Source organism: Croceimicrobium hydrocarbonivorans (assembly GCF_014524565.1).
Classification (GTDB): Bacteria; Bacteroidota; Bacteroidia; order Flavobacteriales; family Schleiferiaceae; genus Croceimicrobium; species Croceimicrobium hydrocarbonivorans.
The window spans coordinates 998,597-1,016,842 of record NZ_CP060139.1; the positions used below are offsets into that span (position 1 = coordinate 998,597).

22 protein-coding genes are annotated in these 18,246 nt (G+C 39.2%); all 22 read left to right on the top strand.

The genetic code is table 11. The features are described 5' to 3' along the window. The first annotated feature begins 55 nt into the window (after nucleotides 1-55). The 22 genes from H4K34_RS04695 to H4K34_RS04800 all read left to right on the top strand — a co-directional run bounded on the left by H4K34_RS04695 (nucleotide 56) and on the right by H4K34_RS04800 (nucleotide 18,128). Nucleotides 56-229, top strand: a complete 174-nt coding sequence (locus H4K34_RS04695) for a hypothetical protein (protein ID WP_210759666.1) — start codon at nucleotides 56-58, stop codon at nucleotides 227-229. Between the two features lie 87 nt (nucleotides 230-316). Continuing rightward, entirely contained in the window at nucleotides 317-1,012 is a 696-nt protein-coding gene (locus tag H4K34_RS04700) for a hypothetical protein (protein ID WP_210759667.1), read from the top strand. Nucleotides 1,013-1,043: 31 nt separating this feature from the next. Next, nucleotides 1,044-1,907 carry a hypothetical protein gene (locus tag H4K34_RS04705; RefSeq protein WP_210759668.1) on the top strand — a complete coding sequence of 288 codons (864 nt, stop codon included), beginning with the start codon at nucleotides 1,044-1,046 and terminating at the stop codon, nucleotides 1,905-1,907. Between the two features lie 91 nt (nucleotides 1,908-1,998). Continuing rightward, nucleotides 1,999-2,409 carry a hypothetical protein gene (locus H4K34_RS04710; protein ID WP_210759669.1) on the top strand — a complete coding sequence of 137 codons (411 nt, stop codon included), beginning with the start codon at nucleotides 1,999-2,001 and terminating at the stop codon, nucleotides 2,407-2,409. A 159-nt stretch (nucleotides 2,410-2,568) separates the two neighbouring features. Then, nucleotides 2,569-3,105, top strand: a complete 537-nt coding sequence (locus H4K34_RS04715; protein ID WP_210759670.1) for a hypothetical protein — start codon at nucleotides 2,569-2,571, stop codon at nucleotides 3,103-3,105. A 370-nt stretch (nucleotides 3,106-3,475) separates the two neighbouring features. Beyond that, nucleotides 3,476-4,456 (top strand): hypothetical protein, encoded by a 981-nt coding sequence (locus H4K34_RS04720; protein WP_210759671.1) that lies wholly within the window; start codon nucleotides 3,476-3,478, stop codon nucleotides 4,454-4,456. Between the two features lie 131 nt (nucleotides 4,457-4,587). Continuing rightward, on the top strand, nucleotides 4,588-4,917 hold the full coding sequence (locus tag H4K34_RS04725; protein ID WP_210759672.1) for an HNH endonuclease: 330 nt from the start codon (nucleotides 4,588-4,590) through the stop codon (nucleotides 4,915-4,917). A 234-nt stretch (nucleotides 4,918-5,151) separates the two neighbouring features. Further along, nucleotides 5,152-5,697, top strand: coding sequence for a GNAT family N-acetyltransferase (locus tag H4K34_RS04730; protein ID WP_210759673.1), 546 nt, complete (start codon nucleotides 5,152-5,154; stop codon nucleotides 5,695-5,697). Between the two features lie 85 nt (nucleotides 5,698-5,782). Then, nucleotides 5,783-6,253 (top strand): hypothetical protein, encoded by a 471-nt coding sequence (locus tag H4K34_RS04735; RefSeq protein WP_210759674.1) that lies wholly within the window; start codon nucleotides 5,783-5,785, stop codon nucleotides 6,251-6,253. Nucleotides 6,254-6,300: 47 nt separating this feature from the next. Further along, nucleotides 6,301-6,783, top strand: coding sequence for a hypothetical protein (locus H4K34_RS04740; RefSeq protein ID WP_210759675.1), 483 nt, complete (start codon nucleotides 6,301-6,303; stop codon nucleotides 6,781-6,783). A 113-nt stretch (nucleotides 6,784-6,896) separates the two neighbouring features. Next, nucleotides 6,897-7,211, top strand: coding sequence for a hypothetical protein (locus H4K34_RS04745; protein WP_210759676.1), 315 nt, complete (start codon nucleotides 6,897-6,899; stop codon nucleotides 7,209-7,211). 73 nt (nucleotides 7,212-7,284) lie between these two features. Then, nucleotides 7,285-7,947, top strand: coding sequence for a hypothetical protein (locus H4K34_RS04750; RefSeq protein WP_210759677.1), 663 nt, complete (start codon nucleotides 7,285-7,287; stop codon nucleotides 7,945-7,947). A 121-nt stretch (nucleotides 7,948-8,068) separates the two neighbouring features. Then, nucleotides 8,069-8,962 carry a hypothetical protein gene (locus tag H4K34_RS04755; RefSeq protein ID WP_210759678.1) on the top strand — a complete coding sequence of 298 codons (894 nt, stop codon included), beginning with the start codon at nucleotides 8,069-8,071 and terminating at the stop codon, nucleotides 8,960-8,962. 58 nt (nucleotides 8,963-9,020) lie between these two features. After that, the gene (locus tag H4K34_RS04760) at nucleotides 9,021-9,587 is read left to right on the top strand and encodes an LURP-one-related/scramblase family protein (RefSeq protein WP_210759679.1); all 567 of its coding nucleotides are present in this window, start codon (nucleotides 9,021-9,023) and stop codon (nucleotides 9,585-9,587) included. A gap of 28 nt (nucleotides 9,588-9,615) precedes the next feature. Then, a complete protein-coding gene (locus H4K34_RS04765) occupies nucleotides 9,616-10,332 on the top strand; it encodes a MafI family immunity protein (RefSeq protein ID WP_210759680.1) in 717 nt (238 codons plus the stop codon). 7 nt (nucleotides 10,333-10,339) lie between these two features. Beyond that, nucleotides 10,340-10,768 carry a hypothetical protein gene (locus H4K34_RS04770; protein ID WP_210759681.1) on the top strand — a complete coding sequence of 143 codons (429 nt, stop codon included), beginning with the start codon at nucleotides 10,340-10,342 and terminating at the stop codon, nucleotides 10,766-10,768. A 16-nt stretch (nucleotides 10,769-10,784) separates the two neighbouring features. After that, the gene (locus H4K34_RS04775; RefSeq protein WP_210759682.1) at nucleotides 10,785-11,531 is read left to right on the top strand and encodes a hypothetical protein; all 747 of its coding nucleotides are present in this window, start codon (nucleotides 10,785-10,787) and stop codon (nucleotides 11,529-11,531) included. Between the two features lie 65 nt (nucleotides 11,532-11,596). Beyond that, nucleotides 11,597-11,974 (top strand): hypothetical protein, encoded by a 378-nt coding sequence (locus H4K34_RS04780; RefSeq protein ID WP_210759683.1) that lies wholly within the window; start codon nucleotides 11,597-11,599, stop codon nucleotides 11,972-11,974. A gap of 1,355 nt (nucleotides 11,975-13,329) precedes the next feature. Further along, nucleotides 13,330-13,890 (top strand): Crp/Fnr family transcriptional regulator, encoded by a 561-nt coding sequence (locus tag H4K34_RS04785; RefSeq protein ID WP_210759684.1) that lies wholly within the window; start codon nucleotides 13,330-13,332, stop codon nucleotides 13,888-13,890. A gap of 65 nt (nucleotides 13,891-13,955) precedes the next feature. Next, nucleotides 13,956-14,867 (top strand): alpha/beta fold hydrolase, encoded by a 912-nt coding sequence (locus H4K34_RS04790; RefSeq protein ID WP_210759685.1) that lies wholly within the window; start codon nucleotides 13,956-13,958, stop codon nucleotides 14,865-14,867. 1,907 nt (nucleotides 14,868-16,774) lie between these two features. After that, nucleotides 16,775-17,656, top strand: coding sequence for a hypothetical protein (locus tag H4K34_RS04795; protein ID WP_210759686.1), 882 nt, complete (start codon nucleotides 16,775-16,777; stop codon nucleotides 17,654-17,656). Then, entirely contained in the window at nucleotides 17,646-18,128 is a 483-nt protein-coding gene (locus H4K34_RS04800; RefSeq protein WP_210759687.1) for an ankyrin repeat domain-containing protein, read from the top strand. Before H4K34_RS04795 ends, H4K34_RS04800 begins: the two co-directional genes overlap by 11 nt. Nucleotides 18,129-18,246 lie beyond the last annotated feature (118 nt).

Below are 18,246 nucleotides of genomic sequence, written 5' to 3' on the forward strand. Positions count from 1 at the left end.
ATAGGACTAGGTGCCTTTAATCGAACTCCAAACTAAAATCCAACTAAAAAGAACTATGAATAAAAAGCTTAGAACCTATTTGATTTCCGGCTTAGTCCTGCTTTATTTAGGACTGAGCGATGATAATTTCATGCTATCCTACCACGGAATTGCAGTTGCAGCAGGTCTAACCTCATTTGCATTTGCATACATTGAATGGAAGAAAGAAAGTGATAAGAATAAAGCATGAATTTTTAAGCCTTGTCAACAATGCTTAAAATGCATGAGCTCCTGCCATCACTTAGGAAATCTTATCCGCGAGCAAACCTTCAATTGAATGGGTATATTCAAAATAAATAAAGACTTTAAAGTATTTAAGTCTGAAGTCAATTGGTTCCTGAGTCCTGATTCTAAAATCGAATTTCAAAAACAAAAAGAAATACGATTGAGCGAGGAATTCAAGGGCACTTTCCCTAATCTCACTAAGTTGATTTTAAAGTCAAGAGCAACTTTCTTAAGTATTGATACTATAAACTACATCTTATTCGCTTGGGATACGCTTGATGGAAAGGTTTGCGGCTGGCTGAATCAGCAAGAAGCGGAACAGGAATTTAAATGTGAGCTAATCCAAGAACATCATCTCCTGCTACAAAATATTGGTGGGATCCGAGAGTCATTTAATCCACCTGAGAATTCCTGTTCCAATAATCAGAACTTCATGTTTATCGCTTCCGAATGTTCCAGAGGAATTGGAGATTATGTTAATTATTATCCAACAATGTGCGAGGAAGAAGGGAAACATCAGATTGACTATTCTACCCTTCTTGCATTTGCTAATGAAGCAAATGGGGCTTTAACGATGTACGACCCTAAGACCAAAAAAGTATTTCTTTTCTCTCATGACCATTGCTTTGAAAATGTGGAATTCATGGAAAATCAACCTGAATATACCTTTCACACCTTTAAAAAGGTGGTGATATTCGAAGACTATGTTGAGGATCTAGCTAAAGAATGGATTGAAATAATAAAATGAAACACTCGACAGCCTTGTTAATACTTAAATTATGACAAGAATACTAGTCCTTTTAATGATTCTGTGCTCTGCAAATTCCTTTGCTCAGGAATCCAAATTTTGCAATGCAGAAAAGTGCAGACTAGCAAAAAATCACGAAGCACATTTTGACCCCTATTACAATGGACACCTTTGTGAGAACTTCGATGCTAATCAAGCTGATTTTAGTAATGAGTATTTCAGACTTCAAACAGAAAGGCTTTCGAAAATATCTGTCGATATAACTGACCAATTAGTCCAGTATAAATTTGACACCGACTCATTATTCAACACTGGCAATTCTCAACAAAATGGAATTATCGGATTGGATTACAAAAGAATAAGGTTTCATATTTCTGACACAAAACGAAAAGAAGGCAAATTAGAGTTTAGTATCCGTGGTAAATCCAATGTTTCAGGAAATATCTGTGACTTCAAGGGCAGTGTGAATATTCTCAAAATACTTGAAATTAAAGGGGAACATGGATTCCCCGACCAGGCTACACTTTTTGCAGAGTACGAGCTCTATGAAGACAGCACACAAAATCATGCAGGAATATTCAAGGGCACATTTGAATGCTCGATTGTTATTGATCACCAAAGAAAAGAAATCAAACTTGACGAAAGTTCCGAATATTCAGACGGTTACTATAACCGCACCTATGTGGGCACGTGGAAGTCTTATAATTCGGGAAACCTAAAAAAATGCATTTGGGGTGATTATCGACTTCCATTCACATTCGACTTTGACCAAGGTGATGGTGAAATGATAGGAAATGAAAAATACCTTGAAAATGGTTGGACAACATTTGGGGATGGCTCAGAATACGATTTCACAGCAGCTAAGCCCAGACTGAAAATTCAATGGTGGGAATAAAAACACCCTTAATGAGAATAATTGATAGGGCCAAATTAAGTACTAATAAATACCCTAGCTCTCAAAGCTAAAACGGCTGTAGTGCCTTAAAATGGATAAAAAAATAGGAGCCTATAAATCACCTGGAAAAGTTCACAGTTTTGACTTCGTTTTTGAAGGAGAAATCAGATTCGGACCGAATTACTATAAATTGATTTTGGACGGGGACTTGATTAACAATAGAATTTTTGGATTTGAATTTAAATGGCACCCTGAATCAAGGTACTTAGCACTGCAAGAGTGGCTAACCACTGACTATCAAAAAGGACCGATCACGGCTTTGACATTAATAGACTTGAAAACAAGAAAGTTCGCCAAAATTTCAAAAGCTGATAAAGGTTATATCAGGCCACTGAAATTTGAGAAGGAGCTAATAGTCTTTGAGAAGGAGTATTTGGCTAAAGGAAAGATAGTTGAGTATGAAATCAACTATGAGCAAATTGAAAACTGGGAAAAAGAATAAATCCCAGGACATTTGCTAAGCTTCAGCATATAAATGCTTGGCTCTTGGCTTATTCTTCCCGATATTGACAACCCTTAATTAATCTAAAACCCATGCTTCTTGGCTTCGCAATTCCTTGAACTCTATTGCCTGAGCCTCGATATCAATTAAACAAAAACCATGAGTAGAATCAAAACCATCGCACTGGCCATTTTGACAATCGCAATTACAAGTGCCTTTACTTCAACAGTTGTTTTAGAAACAAAGTCACTGCTAAACGGCAAAGTAGAGATCAAAATGCCCAAGGACTTTGAAATCATGTCTGATGAATTAATGAAGTTGAAATATCCCTCAGACAGGAGACCAACTTTAGTGTACTCTAACGAAAGCGGCGAAATAAATGTAGCTCTAAACCACACCCAAAACCAAGCTAGTCAAGAGCTAATTCCCGCTTATAAAGACAATTTCGTTAAGACCTTTAAAAACCTGTATCCAACGGCTAAATGGAAAGACAGTGGCCTTAAGACCATTAATGGCAGAAAAGTTGGCTACATTGAATTAGTAACGCCCGCGATGGATACCGAAATTTATAACCTCATCTTTTTCACCGACCAAGGTGGCAAATTGCTCCTTTGCACTTTTAACTGTACCAAAAAGAGTATTGAAGAATGGACTCCAACCGCGAAGCAAATCATGAACTCATTGAAAGTAAAATAAGAGGGGCCACCAACAAACAAAACGCAAGGCGGATTTACTCCCACCCCGATATAGCAGTGGCGATTGCAAGAGAAAGCTTTCGTTTCCTTACAACCCCTTTAACTCTCGCAGTTCTAATTGTTTGACTGGGACATTCCATTAGCCAAACTATTGTACCTCTTAATAAAATTCTAAATGGATGTAATTGAAACACAAATTACATCGAGCAGGAACCTTGAGAAACAGAACTTGGTTGGAAATGAAAAGCAAATTAGAATCGAAGGGGATCCATGTGAGAAATGAATGTATTTACGAATAAAGAACGAACATGATACAAAAAACTGGCATCCTTTCCCTTTTGGCCGCCCTATTGATCAGCTGCACTAATGAATTGGATAAAACTGCACAAGTAGATCCTCTTCAGGAATTGAAGCAAGTCAATCAACTGTTTGATGAAATTGCAGATAAGCCACAAATTCTATTTGCCCCCTCTGACAGCACAGCAATAATAAAAGGGGCTAAAGGGACAATTATTCATCTTGACCCCACTCAGCTTCAAACCATTAACGGCTCTCCTCTTGGTGAAAAGATCCAGATAGAACTATTGGAACTTAACAACAATTCGAGCATGCTCTTGCATAACACTCAAACTGTTTCGGATGGGCAAATCCTTGTTTCAGGAGGTGCCTATTATTTGAATATGACTTCTGACGGAAATCAACTCAAAATAAAGTCAGGCGAAAGCCTTGAAGTAGAATTTCCAAAACAGACAGATGAAGAAATGGAATTCTTCACCGGAGCAAGAGACAGCTTAGGTCAAATGAACTGGAAACCAACGAACCGCAAATTTATAAGCAATGCTATCGACACCCCTGCCTCGGTAGGAACTAATCCAACATCGCTTCCTTTTAGGTATTATGATGAGGATCTACAAATGGACCTTACAATTTATGATACCACCTCTACAAGTAAAGAGTTTGGATTAGAGGTTTTCAAAGAAACATACCAATCTATATCTCTTTTAAACTTTGGCTGGATAAATTGTGACCGGTGGTATCAGGACCCTAGACCTAAAAGAGATGTGGAAATTAGTATCAAGAACGACTCTGTGAATGCTGCCATTATCTACGCCGTCTTCACGGACATTAATAGCATTATGGAAGAGTATTATTGGTCGGAGAAGAAGGATAAGATAGCTTTTAAAAACATCCCCATTGGAAAGAGTTTAAAAATTATCGCCGTGTCTGTGATGGACGAATCACCTTATGTCTTTGAAACCACCATCAATACCCAAACAAAGAATAAGGTTCACATTGACTTTAGTCCAAGCTCCAAAGCCGAACTAAAAGAACTAATTGAAAAATTGAATTAACACGCTCCCCGGCAGGCGCTTAGACCAAAACGAGAAAACCTACCGGCCAGTAGTCAACAAGTTTCTTTGCACCTAAAGCAAGCTGCAAGTCTATACATTAATTAAACAGTAAACCTTTGAATTGAAATTATATGGCAAATCGCTGGAAGATCCCAAAGGATGTAGAAGAACTTGTAAAGAAACGGGACACTAAATGCATCTACTGTGGTGTATTATTCTCAAGTGAAAACAACTCTCGAAAAGACAGTCCATCTTGGGAGCACATTATTAATGACATAAGAATTAATGATACCGATAATATCGCTCGTTGTTGCATCTCATGTAACTCAAGCAAGGGCTCAAAATCAATTCAAGATTGGCTTAGAAGTGACTATTGCCGGAAAAAAGGAATAAATAGCCACACTGTTAGTGCCGTTGTTAACCTTGTTTTGAAAAAAGCTCAAAAAACGAATAAAAACTAAGTAAAAACCACAGTATGGTATCTCACTTATCGCATACTAAGCCAAGGAACAAGAAAATTTTCCGAGAAAAACCCTAGGCTAAAAAAAGTAAAAAAAGAGCTGCTTTCATTCCCTTTTTCTTAAGAAGGTTACGCGCTTAGGGGTGCAAAGAGCTAATAAATACTTCCAAAGTCGAATGCCTAATTTGCACCCTAAAATTTGCTGGAATTTTAAACTGATTCAAAAGAAAAACCCATGCTATTAGAAACCGATCGATTACTAATTAGACCTATCTCGATTGAGGATAAAAACGAAATATTCGAATACCGCCGGAACAAGGAAATTAATAAATATCAAGGGTGGATTCCAGAGACCATTGAAGAGGTTGAATCCTTCATTGCCAAGAACCCAAAAGAAATTAATGTCCCTGAAACCTGGTTTCAACTGGTAATCATCGACAAAAAAACAGAGGCAATTGTGGGTGATATAGGGATTCACTTCATGGACCCTGAAAACAAGCAAGTCGAAATTGGCTGCACATTAAACAAAGAGTATCAAAACCGAGGATTTGCCACTGAATCAGTAGAAAAAGTGATGGACTACTTATTTACTGAATTAGATAAACACCGAATAAGCACCTCAATTGATCCTGCTAATACAAACTCTATTCGCTTGGTAGAGCGGATAGGCTTCAGGAAAGAAGCCCATTTTATTGAGAGCTTATTTTTTAAGGGTAAGTGGGTGGATGACATTATATATGCAATGCTCCAAAGGGATTGGAACACTAAAAAAAGGAGTTGAGTATACAAGAATTAGTATGCTTATCCCCTAGCCTATATCTTGTGCTACGCTGCGACTCACTGCCCTAATACTGAATAACTCAAAAATGCCATCTTCAGCCAAAATAAGCGAGGGGCTTAAAAGCTTAATTCGCTTCAACAAAAGGGATTGGTTTTTAGGTCATTTGAAAACCTTTTTTCAGCTCGACTTTCATAGCTATCATGGTAATGTCTCAACGGGACAATTTCGAATTTGGAAACTTTCTCCCTGGATTATGGCCTTCTACCCTGTTATTCAGGGAACCATTGATCAAACAGATGATAAGCTAAAAGTGACCCTTCGTACGAAAATGAATTCTTTCGGTTTAACAATGCTCATTGTAATTATGGGCTTGTGGGCTTTTGGCATTATTGACCAGATAGTCATTCAAGAAAATAATGATTGGTCATTTCTTTGGAAGAGATTTATAATTGGATCCATTATTTTAACCCTGCCTTTCATGGCAATTGTTCTCGGCTACAGAGAACAGAAAAGAACGGCAATTAAAGATTTGAAGGCAGAAATAGAAAAACTGTAATTAACATTAATGCTCAGCTCCAACTTAACTTATTGCGCCTATTGCAAATGAAATGGACAAAGATTAACACAGTTTCAGTATTCATTTTATTGAACTCCTGCATGATAGGCCCTGACAATCTTGAAACTATTGAGCATTTTGTGTTGCAGCCAAGCGACAAATCCCAATCAGTAAGCATCCTAACTAAAGACGATATACGGTATATAGTAAATGGAATTCATACCACCCTTCCGGACAGCAACTATGTGAAGGTTGACATTAGTGAAATTGATCCGATCAGTGATGAGATTGGAGTTTGCTGGAATAATGGCAGGTATCGCTGGGAATTAGTGAATCATGGATCAAGAATACTTGAGAATAAGCTAGATACTACCCAGTTTAAATTCAATACCAGCTGGGAGCTTGATGAAGGAGGAATTCCCGATGCAAGTAAATATCATCAAAAAGGCTGTGGTTCCACCGGAACCTATTATTCCTCACCCTTAAAAGGTGATAACCTGGAATCGTATCCCACAGCCCATACTTTTTAAGACCTTGTAGCCAGATTTTCACAATCATTAGTATAGAAATGAGCAAACTAAGATGTACGTGCGGACATATTATTGTAGACCAGACAGACGATCTTGAATACAAAGCTCACCTAATGCCGGACACCAAAGTTGATGAGCTTTTAGAGAGCTTAACAGATAATATCGACTCTCTTATTGATGCAATTAAGAACGGCACAAGACATCAGTGGATAAAGGACCATTTTCTAGCCGGGTATCCGACCGATATTAAGGATTCCTCCATGATTCTAGACCTACTCAAAGTTTTTAATACCACTCAGCACTTATATGAGTGTGTAAACTGCGGTAGAATTGCAGTGCAAATTGGTCAGACAAATCGATATGAATTTTACAAGCCTGAATCTGAAGACTACAAGGGAATTTTAAAAGGAAAAAAAGATACTAATTAGTCACAGCAATCCATGCAAGGCAGGGCCTGCAGGATTAGCAAGCTAAATAAGCCTTCCCTAGCAATCAATTAAGATGGAAGAAATCAAATCTTACCTATTGGAATTTATCTGGTCTGCAAAAGATGTCTCCGAATTTGAGCAATGGTTATATCAACAGGATCCGGTTGAATGCACAAAACTTCTTGGCAACGAATCCTACACTGAGTTAATAAGCTTCAACTACACTAAGATTTCTCCGGAGCAGCTAAAGAAGTTTATTAAAACTCTTCTAAGTGATGGCTTAATTCAGGAATTCGAGCAAGAGTTTGAAAAGCGAAAATCCGGCCTTATCAGAGGAATCTGTGTAAAACAGACCGCTCTTGACTATTACGCTAAAGAAAACAGGGATTGGAAGGTCGAAATCGGAAAGAACTATAATTTCTTGACTATTCAATTAGGGATAAAAAGGGGAAATCATTCCGCTTTGCTGAAATATATTGATAGCAGCAACTTCTTTCAACCGTCGGGATTTGTCCCCATGGAATTGTTTGAGCTTGATCTCACTAACATTCCAGACTCCTATAGCAGAGTGCTTAATGAAGAAAATGAGACTACCATTGAATTAGAAGCTTTTTCGTATACAAAATATGAAGCCACTCAATATTCATTTTGGGAGGACTTTTACAATGATGATCCCAAAGCCCTTAAAACCTATTTTGAAACCCTAGAAAAATTCGGAATAAGGAACGATTGCTAACAAGCTGGATTCCCGCCATGTAAACTACCATACATTGGAATCACCGAAAATTACTTGGGATTAATCATCTACCAAGCTAGATTAGCTAAAGCCAGCACAAAAACCTGCAAGCACCTAGAAAATGAAAAGATTCATTAGCCTTTTTGGGCATTCCTACCACTCTAAGGATCTTATCCAGCTAATCAAACACTTTGAAGTAAAATACCCTGAGAAGCCCTTTTTAAACCATAAAGGAGAGATCATGACAGCCACTGCTTCAAATCGATCAAAGGAGCTTTACTTAGGCTTTAAAGGTGCTAATTATGCTTACCCCGCTGGATTTGGAGAACCAAAATCCATTAGCCCGCTTAGGGAAGAGGAAATTATTCTGATGGAAATAACGATAATGTCTAATATCTTGGAAGGAGTCCATGGTTTGAAAATTGGGGATTCTCAAGAGGATGTACTACGGAAACTAAATACCAAGCCTAAAGAAAAAAGTACTTCCGAACCAAGCTCAATGCCCGGTAGTGTTAAAAGACATAACTGGATATTCTGGATGGATGACTACAAAGTTCAAACTTCCTTTCTTGATGATTTCAAGCTTGATTTCATTCGCGTACGTGAATTTGAAAAAAGTGAGAAGCTGAAAATAAAGCTAAATGCAACGATAAAGGAGCAAAAGAAAAACCTAAGTCCTGAAAACCTAAAGAAGATTGAAGCAGCGGGAGACCTTAGTTTTCTGAATCGTTGGAGTATTGACAGCAAAGATGAGCTTAAGAAAAACGAACTAACCGAGTTTTTGAAAAACTACCTCGCTTTAATTTCTGAACACACGGCTAAAAAATCTGCAAGTAAAATATACACGGAGACTTCCAAATTGGTGAAATCCATAAATAAGCTTAACCGCAACACTGGCTTTATTGAGTCTACAGAAAGAGCAGACTTATGTGCTTTTATCGAAAAGGTGGTGCAATCAACTGGCTTTAGGATCCCCGAAGGACTTGACATCACTGAGGAATATAGAATGTGGTAAATCCCTTTTAGAAAGACCATTTAAACTAATCCTCTAAAAGCTCACTGGGTTTAATTATATGACGATAGATATCAACCAACATCAGATTGCCATAGGCGATAGATACAACATCTATGTTGACCAGGAATTCTCTTATAAAGCTCGAGTTAGCCTCTTTCGACTTTTTCTAGCTGAAATTATACTTAGCAATACCGAAGGTGCACTGGTAGCTAAAATTGAAAGGAAGTTCAATTGGCTCAATGCTAAATATAGTATCACGGGATTGCACCCCAATGTTTTAACTTTCAGAACTCGGCAAATCTGGAAAATGCATTTTGCATGCCAGCTTGGTCCAGACCGCTACGAGATTTATGGACACAAAGGACGCCGAGTATCCGTTTTTCTAAATGAGCAGCAAGTTGCCTATTTTGACAAGGCGGCGGTATCATGGTTTAATGGTGACAACTATAAAATAGTAGCCAATGATGACTGCGACCCCGGCTTGTTAATATGCTTTGTACTTATTTGGGACAATTTCTTCAGTTCTAAATCGGAAGGAAACACGGTAACTTTTGACTTTGGAAACATCGGGCTAGAAGCCAGGAAGTTTGACGAGAATTGGATACCTAAAAAAATAAAGAACTAACAAAGCCTTTAAGCTGATTAAATTCAAAATGCTAAAACTCTTTAGACGAAATAATCCAAACCAAAAAATTCAAGAATGGTCTGAAAGACTAATTAGCCTGATAAACAAAAATGAGGCACTAAAGACTCAAATAGATTCAGCTGGTATTATCGAGGGGCCGAGGATAATCAAAGAATTCATAGAACATAATGAGCCAGGTCTTGCCTGCGAGCACCTGATCTATATGATCTCTGAATCTGGGATCTATTTAAGGGAAGAAGAAATTGATGAAATTTCTCAGTTAGCAAAAAAGTTCGGGCTTTCAATAAGCGCCTTATCAAAGCCATCTGAAATCGAAACAGAAGCATTTTACGATCTTTTAGAGTCTTTTAATAAGGCTCAGGAAAAAGTAGTCCTTAATCTAAAAAGTCTCTGGGGCATGAAGACCCCAATGCCATGCACTCTTTGGGTGCTTTGGAGTCGAAATCAATATGAGATAGACAAATTTAAAAATGACCAAAACCTAAGAATCTTCCCCCATGGCTTTGGACTTAGCTATCAGGATGATGAAGTTTATATTGATTTTGACTTTGGGGAACAAGGAGAATACAAGGGCTTCGACCTTTATCGCCTCTGGCTTTTCCTTGAATCGAATAAAATGAAAACAGTTTTTACGAACAAAAACCAAATCAAGAAAGTAATTGACTTTGAAACGACCTCCGGAGCATTAGAATTCAGTGGTTACATCAATTATTATAAAAGATAAAGGATCTATGAAATCAATACATATAGCTCTCCTTGTCTTCTTTATATCCAGCTGTCAATCAGAATATTGTAAAATAGATTTTCAAAATAATGTAGACTCCTTCAATGAAGCGGTCCATACAATAAACGCTTTAAATCTAAAATCGGATAGCAAAAATCCCCATTTCCGAATTGTCAAAACTTTCTCAAAAGAAACCAGCTCTATCGACACTGCGATCTTTAAGCAAATTGATTTTATAGAATGCCACGAAGATGGAACTATCATTTTTCAGGCTCCAAATTGCAACAAAGAAAATGGCTTTAGGGATCTTGTCTACTTCGTTGCCTATTCTCCTCAAGGCAAAATCCATATTGAAAGGAAGCGAAATATTGGACAGCTAAAAAATATTGAGGGAAATTGGTTTTCCGGCGCGCATATTAACTCATTGGCGAACTAATAAATTTGGATATAAAATGAAGAATTTCTTATTAATCCCTGCGATAGCCTTAGTATCATGGACAGCCAAAGGGCAGTATCCCTTTGAGAAATACCCCACTCCTAAATATGAGCACTATAACGACTGGAAAACTTTCGACAAAAGTGAAAAGGAAAGAAAAGTTCACAGTACTCTAACCATTCCACAGTTCTTTACAAATGGGGATACTCTAAGCCTGCAATTAACTTCCTTCACCGATCACTGGTTGGAAAATTCAATCATTCGAATTTTCCGCAATGGCATAGAAACTCAAAAGTTGATTGAAAACATGGCATTTGTCCCCCATGGATTAGACACTTTAAGGGTTGCCGACATCAATGGTGATGGACTTCAGGACATAAAAATAATTTCAGCCTATATGGGTAGTGGGACAGCAGCAATGAATGTTAGAGTTATTTACTTATTTCAGCAAAGTGATACTGGTTTCCAAAAAATTTCTTTTGCAGACAAAATGAGCTCCAACCGAAAAGAGAGAGATTTTGATGGAGATAAAAATTTTGAAATCATTACGCTAAACCTAATTGGATACGAGGGTCACAGCTATTGGTTATTCAATCTTTTCAATAACCAGGACGCTGGATTGGAGAGTGTGAACAACCAACATAATTACCCCATACTAATTCAGTTTCTGAAACATCCTAATTATGAAATAACCAATAAAATCAGTCGCGATAAAATGAAGTCATTTGCTTTAAAATTCCCCGATGACTATCATGCACAATAAAAAATGAGCGATAAAGATTGATTTAAAACAATTCAATTGACAAGACCCATAAGCCCTATTTAATTATGAGACCAATACTTTCAGTTCTATTTCTCTTCTTCATGACTACGGCCATTGCTCAGGAAAAATTAAGTACTGAAATTCTTTTGGGTTGCTGGACAGACTCTAGGGAAGAAAGCACGATTGATTTCAATATTTTCCGTCCCTGCGACTACAAGGAGTTTCCAATCTCGCGCTACAGGTTTATGATGGTTTTAGAGGAAAATCAAGAATGCCAATGGTTGTATTTATCTCCGAATGACGCGCATAGTATGGTACCAGGAACTTGGAAATTTGATGAGTCCAGCAGGACGCTATCCATATTCTCATCTGATGGTAAAATGATTAGGAACTTCGAACTAACTGCACTATCCGAGTCCGAAATGAAAATTAAAAAGAGTTAAATACATTAACTCCTGTTTCCATTGACTGATTTGATTGGGATGAACCTCGATCTTTTGAGTCAACTCTGCCATTGTTGACTGCTCCTACTTAAATCATTGTTTCGGAGCTCGTGGCACCTGAGCAGCGATAGCCGTTCGCAGGGTTGTACTCAAGACTCAAATTCGCTTTAAGGAGAATTGCTATCCTACAGAAAAACATCAATCAGGCTGGCCCGACCCCAGAAGCGGCGGTCCAAGGGAATCGCCTCTCAGGGGCCTTGATTTTTTGAATACTTTTTCAAATGCCTTTTTAATTTTCAATGGAATTTGAGAGCTACAGCTTCGCTTCCGGTTGTATCAAGAAAAGTATCTCCCAAACCAAAAAGCAATACTTCATTTCCAAAAAAATGCTCTTTGATACTTTTTGCATTGGCCAAAAAGTACCCAACCTGCCCGCCGCTGTTCCAGCTCCGGTAGGCGGGAAACCCTAGGCCTTTCCCAAGGCGATTTTTGATTCCTTTTAGTCATCAAAACCGTTCTTCGCTTTTCGCTTCATGCTCTCTCCGCCTGCGGCAGACGCAATTCCGCGAAGCTCCGAACTATCACTGAGGAAAGGCCGTATCTTCCAAATGATGGCAGCTACAAGCTCCATAATTCGGCAGAATCCTTCACAAAACATTGCCCCTACTCCAAAACAACTCTCGGAGCTTGTGGCACCTGAGCAGCGATAGCCGTTCGCAGGGTAGTACTCAGGACTCAAATTCGCTTTAAAGAGAATTGCTATCCTACAGAAAAACATCAATCAGGCTGGCCCGACCCAAGAAGCGGCGGTCCGAAGGAATCGCCTTTCAGGGGCCTTGATTTTTTGCTTCGTTTTACAAATGATCTCTATTAAATTCAAAGGAATTTGTGAGCTCTGGCTGCGCCTTCGGTTTTATCAAGAAAAAATGAAACGCAATACACATCCACTAAAGGTTAGAACCACATACAACCCAAGCTTCTGTGGTCGAAAGAACCGACCGAAGGTCCAGGTAATTTCGAATCGCCTTCAAGCTTCCTTGATTTTTTGGATACTTTTTCAAATGCCTTTTTAATTTTCAATGGAATTTGAGAGCTACAGCTTCGCTTCCGGTTGTATCAAGAAAAAAGTATCGACAGTATTTAAGGAATTTAAGAGCTCAGACTAGAAGCCTTCGGTTGTATCAAGAAAAATTATCGGCAGATTAAATGAACTTGAAAGCTAGTAGATGATCTCAAAGAATAGCAATACCCCAAAACTCCAAGCTGAAATAATTACTTAGCTTTAAAAACCTAAAACCCAAAGAAAAGCTTGGCTTCTGATAGTGGAACAGCGAGAGCCAATCCAATCGAAAACCATGAAAGACTTCTTCAATAAAATCCATCACATAGATCAAGCTATTCTTGAAACTTATCTATCGGAGTGGACGGCATACCAAGCTCCTAAAAAAACCATACTAACCGCTCCCGGGGAAACAGAGCGCTATATCTATTTTGTTCAGGAAGGAGTTCAGCAATCTTATTACCTCAACGAAGATAAAAAGCATGTAATCGCCTTTACCTACCCTCCTTCTTTAAGTGGAATTCCGGAGTCCTTCCTAACCCAAAGCCCATCCAAGTATTATTTGGAAACGGTTACAGAAAGTTCATTCCTCCGACTTTCTTATGCAAAGCACCAAGAGCTGATGCAAGAACATAGGGAAATAGAAACGCTCTTTAGAAAGGCCACCGAACTCCTATTAATCGGGATGGTACAGCGTCATTATGAATTAATGGCATTTGATATAAATCAACGCTTCAGCTCCTTTGCCCAAAGAAGTCCACAGCTCTTTAATTTAGTGGCACATAAAGACCTGGCTTCCTACCTCCGAATCGACTCCAGTAACTTCAGTAAACTCTTCAATTCGGTGAAGATTTAGAATCTTGGTATATACCAAAAATCAGATTTAAAATGCGCTTGACCTTTGCTGCAAATTAATCAGCAATGAAACAGGTATTTAACATTTTAATCTTAATCGGTATGCACACCAACGCTTTTTCCCAGTCTTGGGTAGACAGTACTCTTTATCCTTTTGAAAACAAATTTCTGCGATTAGAAGCGGGAACTATGCATTATGTAGATGAAGGCAGCGGGGAAATCATACTTTTTGTTCATGGTACTCCAACCTGGTCTTTCCTATACCGAGACTTCATCCAAGAACTTTCTCAAGACTACCGCTGCATCGCTATAGACCATTTAGGCTTTGGCCTTTCAGAAAAACCCGACTCGGTACCCGGAACCCCCGAATGGCATGCGCAGAACCTTAGTGAGTTTATCCAAAAATTAGACCTTCAAAACATCACATTGGTTGTCCATGATTTTGGTGGCCCTATTGGCTTAGCCGCTGGAATAGCCAATTCGGAAAGAATTAAAAAAGTGGTTCTATTCAACACTTGGCTTTGGGCTACTGCCCATAAAGAGGAAGCCCAGAAAATTGACAAGACCATAAACAGTGGGCTAGGAAAATTCCTTTATCTCAATCTAAATTTCTCTCCGAAAGTACTTTTGAAAAAGGGATTTGCCGATAAATCCAATCTTTCGAAAGATGTTCACCAGCATTACATCAAACCCTTTCCAAATAAAACCTCAAGAATCCCTTTACTCAATCTAGCCAAAGCCTTGGTGGGCTCCTCCGAGTGGTATCAAAAACAATGGGAGCAGTTTGATTCCTTAGCGAACAAAGAATTTTTAATTCTCTGGGGAAGGAAAGATGAATTCATCACCCTCGAAAACCTACAGAAATGGCAAGAACGATTGCCAAAGACCAAAACGGTAGAATTGGATTGTGGTCATTTCGTTCAGGAAGAAAAAACAAATGAGGCGATTAAGGAGATCCAGAGTTTCATGAAGGAATAATGCCACTACATTGGTGAATCACTGAGGAAAAGCCGGATCTTCCAAATGATGGCAGCCACAAGCTACAGAATTCGGCAGAATCCTTCACTAAACATTACTCCTTCTAAAAACCATAATTCGGAGCTCCCGGCACCTGAGCAGCGATAGCCCTTCGCAGGGTAGTACTTAGAACTCAAATTCGCTTTAAAGAGAATTGCCACCCTAAAGAAAAATATCAATCAGGCTGGCCCGACCCAAGAAGCGGTGGTCCAAAGGAATCGTCTCCCAGCGGCCTTAACCTTTTGTTTTGGGTGATACTTTTTGCATCGGCCAAAAAGTATCGAAAAACCCTAGGCCTTTCCCAAGGTGATTTTTGATTCCTTTTAGTCATCAAAACCGTTCTTCGCTTATCGCTTCATGCTCTTTCCGCCTGCGGCGGACGCAATTCCGCGAAGCTCCGAACTATCACTGAGGAAAGGCCGGATCTTCCAAGCAATGGTAGTTGCTTCAGATAGTGTCTGGAAGATTCCAGCACTTAACAATATTCCAAAGTGCAAATTTTAATTTCGGAGCCTTCGGAAGCTTGGCAGCGATAACAGAGCGAAGGGTTGTTTCCAAGAAAAAAATGAATGTTATAGATTCACTTCCCTTTGAGCTAATAACTGTCTAAATGCCTGGCCCAACCCTAGCTTCTGTGGTCGAAAGAACCGACCGAAGGTCCAGGTAATTTCGAATCGCCTTCAAGCTTCCTTGATCTTTTGGATACTTTTTCAAATGCCTCTTAAACTTCCAATGGAATTTGAGAGCTCAGGCTAAAAGCCTTCGGTTGTATCAAGAGAAAAGTATCAAAGAAATCTCCCTGCAAAGAACTTTCAATTACAATAAAGTCACCAATAAGCTGGCCCAACCCAAGAAGCGGCGGTCCATAGGAATCGTCTCCCAGCGGCCTTGACCTTTTGTTTTGGGTGATACTTTTTGCATCGGCCAAAAAGTATCGAAAAACCCTAGGCCTTTCCCTAGGTGATTTTTGATTCCTTTTAGTCATCAAAACCGTTCTTCGCTTATCGCTTCATGCTCTTTCCGCCTGCGGCGGACGCAATTCCGCGAAGCTCCGAACTATCACTGAGGAAAGGCCGGATCTTCCAAATGATTATAGTCGATACAGATAGAGTTCAGTCGAATCCTTCACTAAACATTGCCCCTACTCCATAACATTTTTCGGAGCTTACGGCACCTGAGCAGCGATAGGCGTTCGCAGGGTAGTACTCAGAACTCAAATTCGCTTGAAGGAGAATTGCTATCCTACAGAAAAACATCAATCAGGCTGGCCCACCCCAAGAAGCGGCGGTCCAAGGGAATCGCCTTTCAGGGGCCTTGATTTTTTGCTTCGTTTTACAAATGATCTATATTAAATTCAAAGGGATTTGTGAGCTCTGGCTGCGCCTTCGGTTTTATCAAGAAAAAATGAAGCACAATGCGCATCCACCAAAGTTTAAACCACACGCAACCCTAGCTTCTGTGGTCGAAAGAACCGACCGAAGGTCCAGGTAATTTCGAATCGCCTTCAAGCTTCCTTGATCTTTTGGATACTTTTTCAAATGTCTTTTTAATTTTCAATGGAATTTGAGAGCTCAGGCTAAAAGCCTTCGGTTTTATCAAGAGAAAAGTATCAAAGAAATCTCCCTGCAAAGAACTTTCAATTACAATAAAGACACCAATAAGCTGGCCCACCCCAAGAAGCGGCGGTCCATTGGAATCGCCTTTCAGGGGCCTTAACCTTTTGTTTCGTTTTGGGTCAAGCCAAAATGAAAAGAACAATCGACCAAAGGTCCAGATGATTTCGTACCGCCTTTCAAGGACCTTGATTGTATGACACCCAGCATAGACCGAAAAATGTCTTAATATTAGCCAGCCTATAAGCTGCTTTCATGGATCAAACCGAATTACAATTCTGGTATTTTTTAATCAAAGGAAAACTAGACGATTCTACAGGAGGCTTTTGCAGCTATTTTTCCTACGGTCATAGATGCGGAGTAGCTTTGGAAAACATCTATGCCGCTGCCAAAAAAGAAGGTATTTCAAAACCTACCGTCATCGAGATGATGCGACTTGATGATTGGGATGATTACAAAATTCCAGAAGCAGCGATAAAAGTTTCCGAAAACAGCTTCAGACTTCCAGGGACCGATACCTTCAGCTTGAATTCACCCTCCCAAGTCTTCACCCCGCCAAAGGGCATTGCTTTTAGTACTGAGGAAGGTGATTTTGAATCGGAGCTTATAAAGGAAGGATTTGTGGCCTATACTAAAGATGAAAATGGGGTCTATGAATTCCAAATGGTGGTCGACAATAGTCGATTGATCGAAGTATTTTTTAAATGTGCCAATTTTATTGAACCGGTAGATTCATTATTGATTGAGATGATGGAGCATTGGGAAATGAGAACTCCAGAATTATGGGCTGGCAAAGCTCTCTGCTCTAAGAAAGAGGTCCTAGATTTCCTAAAAGAACATCAATCCGACACCCTTGAAAATGGATTTGTTGAATTAATAGTTCACTCCCCAATTGGATTAACCAACTTAAGGTTATGTGAACACAAAAAAATTCAATTACACACCGAATCGCTGGAGGTCTTTAATAGTTTCATCCGAGCAGTAATTAACTTAGGATTTAAACAAACCAGGGACTTGTACAATATAGAATACGGCTACCATCATTGGCATTACAGGCCAAGCAAAAGCCTGAACCGTGATGAATTCACTCAATTGTTGATGGACCTCGATTTCGAAAAACTTAATCTTGAAATTTAAACTCTTCACTTCACAGGAAAACAGGAAAGATCTCAATTCCTGTATTTTTAGATCAGACTTGAGCGGTGCCTTGATTTTGATCCAGGCTGGCGCAGATATCAATGGAAAGAATGACCGTGGAATAAGGCCCATATATTCGGCCCTCAATTCGGATAATCCTAAAAACTTGAAATCCCTTATTGAACAGGGGGCCGATATTAACATTGACTTTGGAGCCCCCCTACGTGAAAGCTTTGACAACTGCATAGACGGAATGATTCAGAAAAATAGAAATGTACCTTATCCCGAGTCCTTGGAAATGCTAGAAATATTGCTAGCTAATGGCGCCGATCCAGAAATAAAAGATGAAAATGGAGAAAGACCCATCGATATTATTCCTGTCTATGCCGGAAGCCCCGAAAACCTAAACAAGCTCAAGTCGATTTTCAGAGCCTTAATTCCAAATATTGATGAGCTCTTAAAAGAACAGTGATTAAAGCCAAGGAAAAGTGCAGGGCCCAACTCTCTTCACATCTTTCCAATTAAAGAATAGTCCGACTGCACCCTTTAATGAAATTCTCTTTAGACCCCAAATTTCTCCGTCAATACAA

Excerpts from the sequence above, each read along its gene's own strand:
- H4K34_RS04695 (WP_210759666.1), top strand. The coding sequence starts at position 56 with ATGAATAAAAAGCTTAGAACCTATTTGATTTCCGGCTTAGTCCTGCTT.
- H4K34_RS04700 (WP_210759667.1), top strand. The coding sequence starts at position 317 with ATGGGTATATTCAAAATAAATAAAGACTTTAAAGTATTTAAGTCTGAA.
- H4K34_RS04705 (WP_210759668.1), top strand. The coding sequence starts at position 1,044 with ATGACAAGAATACTAGTCCTTTTAATGATTCTGTGCTCTGCAAATTCC.
- H4K34_RS04710 (WP_210759669.1), top strand. The coding sequence starts at position 1,999 with ATGGATAAAAAAATAGGAGCCTATAAATCACCTGGAAAAGTTCACAGT.
- H4K34_RS04715 (WP_210759670.1), top strand. The coding sequence starts at position 2,569 with ATGAGTAGAATCAAAACCATCGCACTGGCCATTTTGACAATCGCAATT.
- H4K34_RS04725 (WP_210759672.1), top strand. The coding sequence starts at position 4,588 with ATGGCAAATCGCTGGAAGATCCCAAAGGATGTAGAAGAACTTGTAAAG.
- H4K34_RS04730 (WP_210759673.1), top strand. The coding sequence starts at position 5,152 with ATGCTATTAGAAACCGATCGATTACTAATTAGACCTATCTCGATTGAG.
- H4K34_RS04735 (WP_210759674.1), top strand. The coding sequence starts at position 5,783 with ATGCCATCTTCAGCCAAAATAAGCGAGGGGCTTAAAAGCTTAATTCGC.
- H4K34_RS04740 (WP_210759675.1), top strand. The coding sequence starts at position 6,301 with ATGAAATGGACAAAGATTAACACAGTTTCAGTATTCATTTTATTGAAC.
- H4K34_RS04745 (WP_210759676.1), top strand. The coding sequence starts at position 6,897 with ATGCCGGACACCAAAGTTGATGAGCTTTTAGAGAGCTTAACAGATAAT.
- H4K34_RS04750 (WP_210759677.1), top strand. The coding sequence starts at position 7,285 with ATGGAAGAAATCAAATCTTACCTATTGGAATTTATCTGGTCTGCAAAA.
- H4K34_RS04755 (WP_210759678.1), top strand. The coding sequence starts at position 8,069 with ATGAAAAGATTCATTAGCCTTTTTGGGCATTCCTACCACTCTAAGGAT.
- H4K34_RS04760 (WP_210759679.1), top strand. The coding sequence starts at position 9,021 with ATGACGATAGATATCAACCAACATCAGATTGCCATAGGCGATAGATAC.
- H4K34_RS04765 (WP_210759680.1), top strand. The coding sequence starts at position 9,616 with ATGCTAAAACTCTTTAGACGAAATAATCCAAACCAAAAAATTCAAGAA.
- H4K34_RS04770 (WP_210759681.1), top strand. The coding sequence starts at position 10,340 with ATGAAATCAATACATATAGCTCTCCTTGTCTTCTTTATATCCAGCTGT.
- H4K34_RS04775 (WP_210759682.1), top strand. The coding sequence starts at position 10,785 with ATGAAGAATTTCTTATTAATCCCTGCGATAGCCTTAGTATCATGGACA.
- H4K34_RS04780 (WP_210759683.1), top strand. The coding sequence starts at position 11,597 with ATGAGACCAATACTTTCAGTTCTATTTCTCTTCTTCATGACTACGGCC.
- H4K34_RS04785 (WP_210759684.1), top strand. The coding sequence starts at position 13,330 with ATGAAAGACTTCTTCAATAAAATCCATCACATAGATCAAGCTATTCTT.
- H4K34_RS04790 (WP_210759685.1), top strand. The coding sequence starts at position 13,956 with ATGAAACAGGTATTTAACATTTTAATCTTAATCGGTATGCACACCAAC.
- H4K34_RS04795 (WP_210759686.1), top strand. The coding sequence starts at position 16,775 with ATGGATCAAACCGAATTACAATTCTGGTATTTTTTAATCAAAGGAAAA.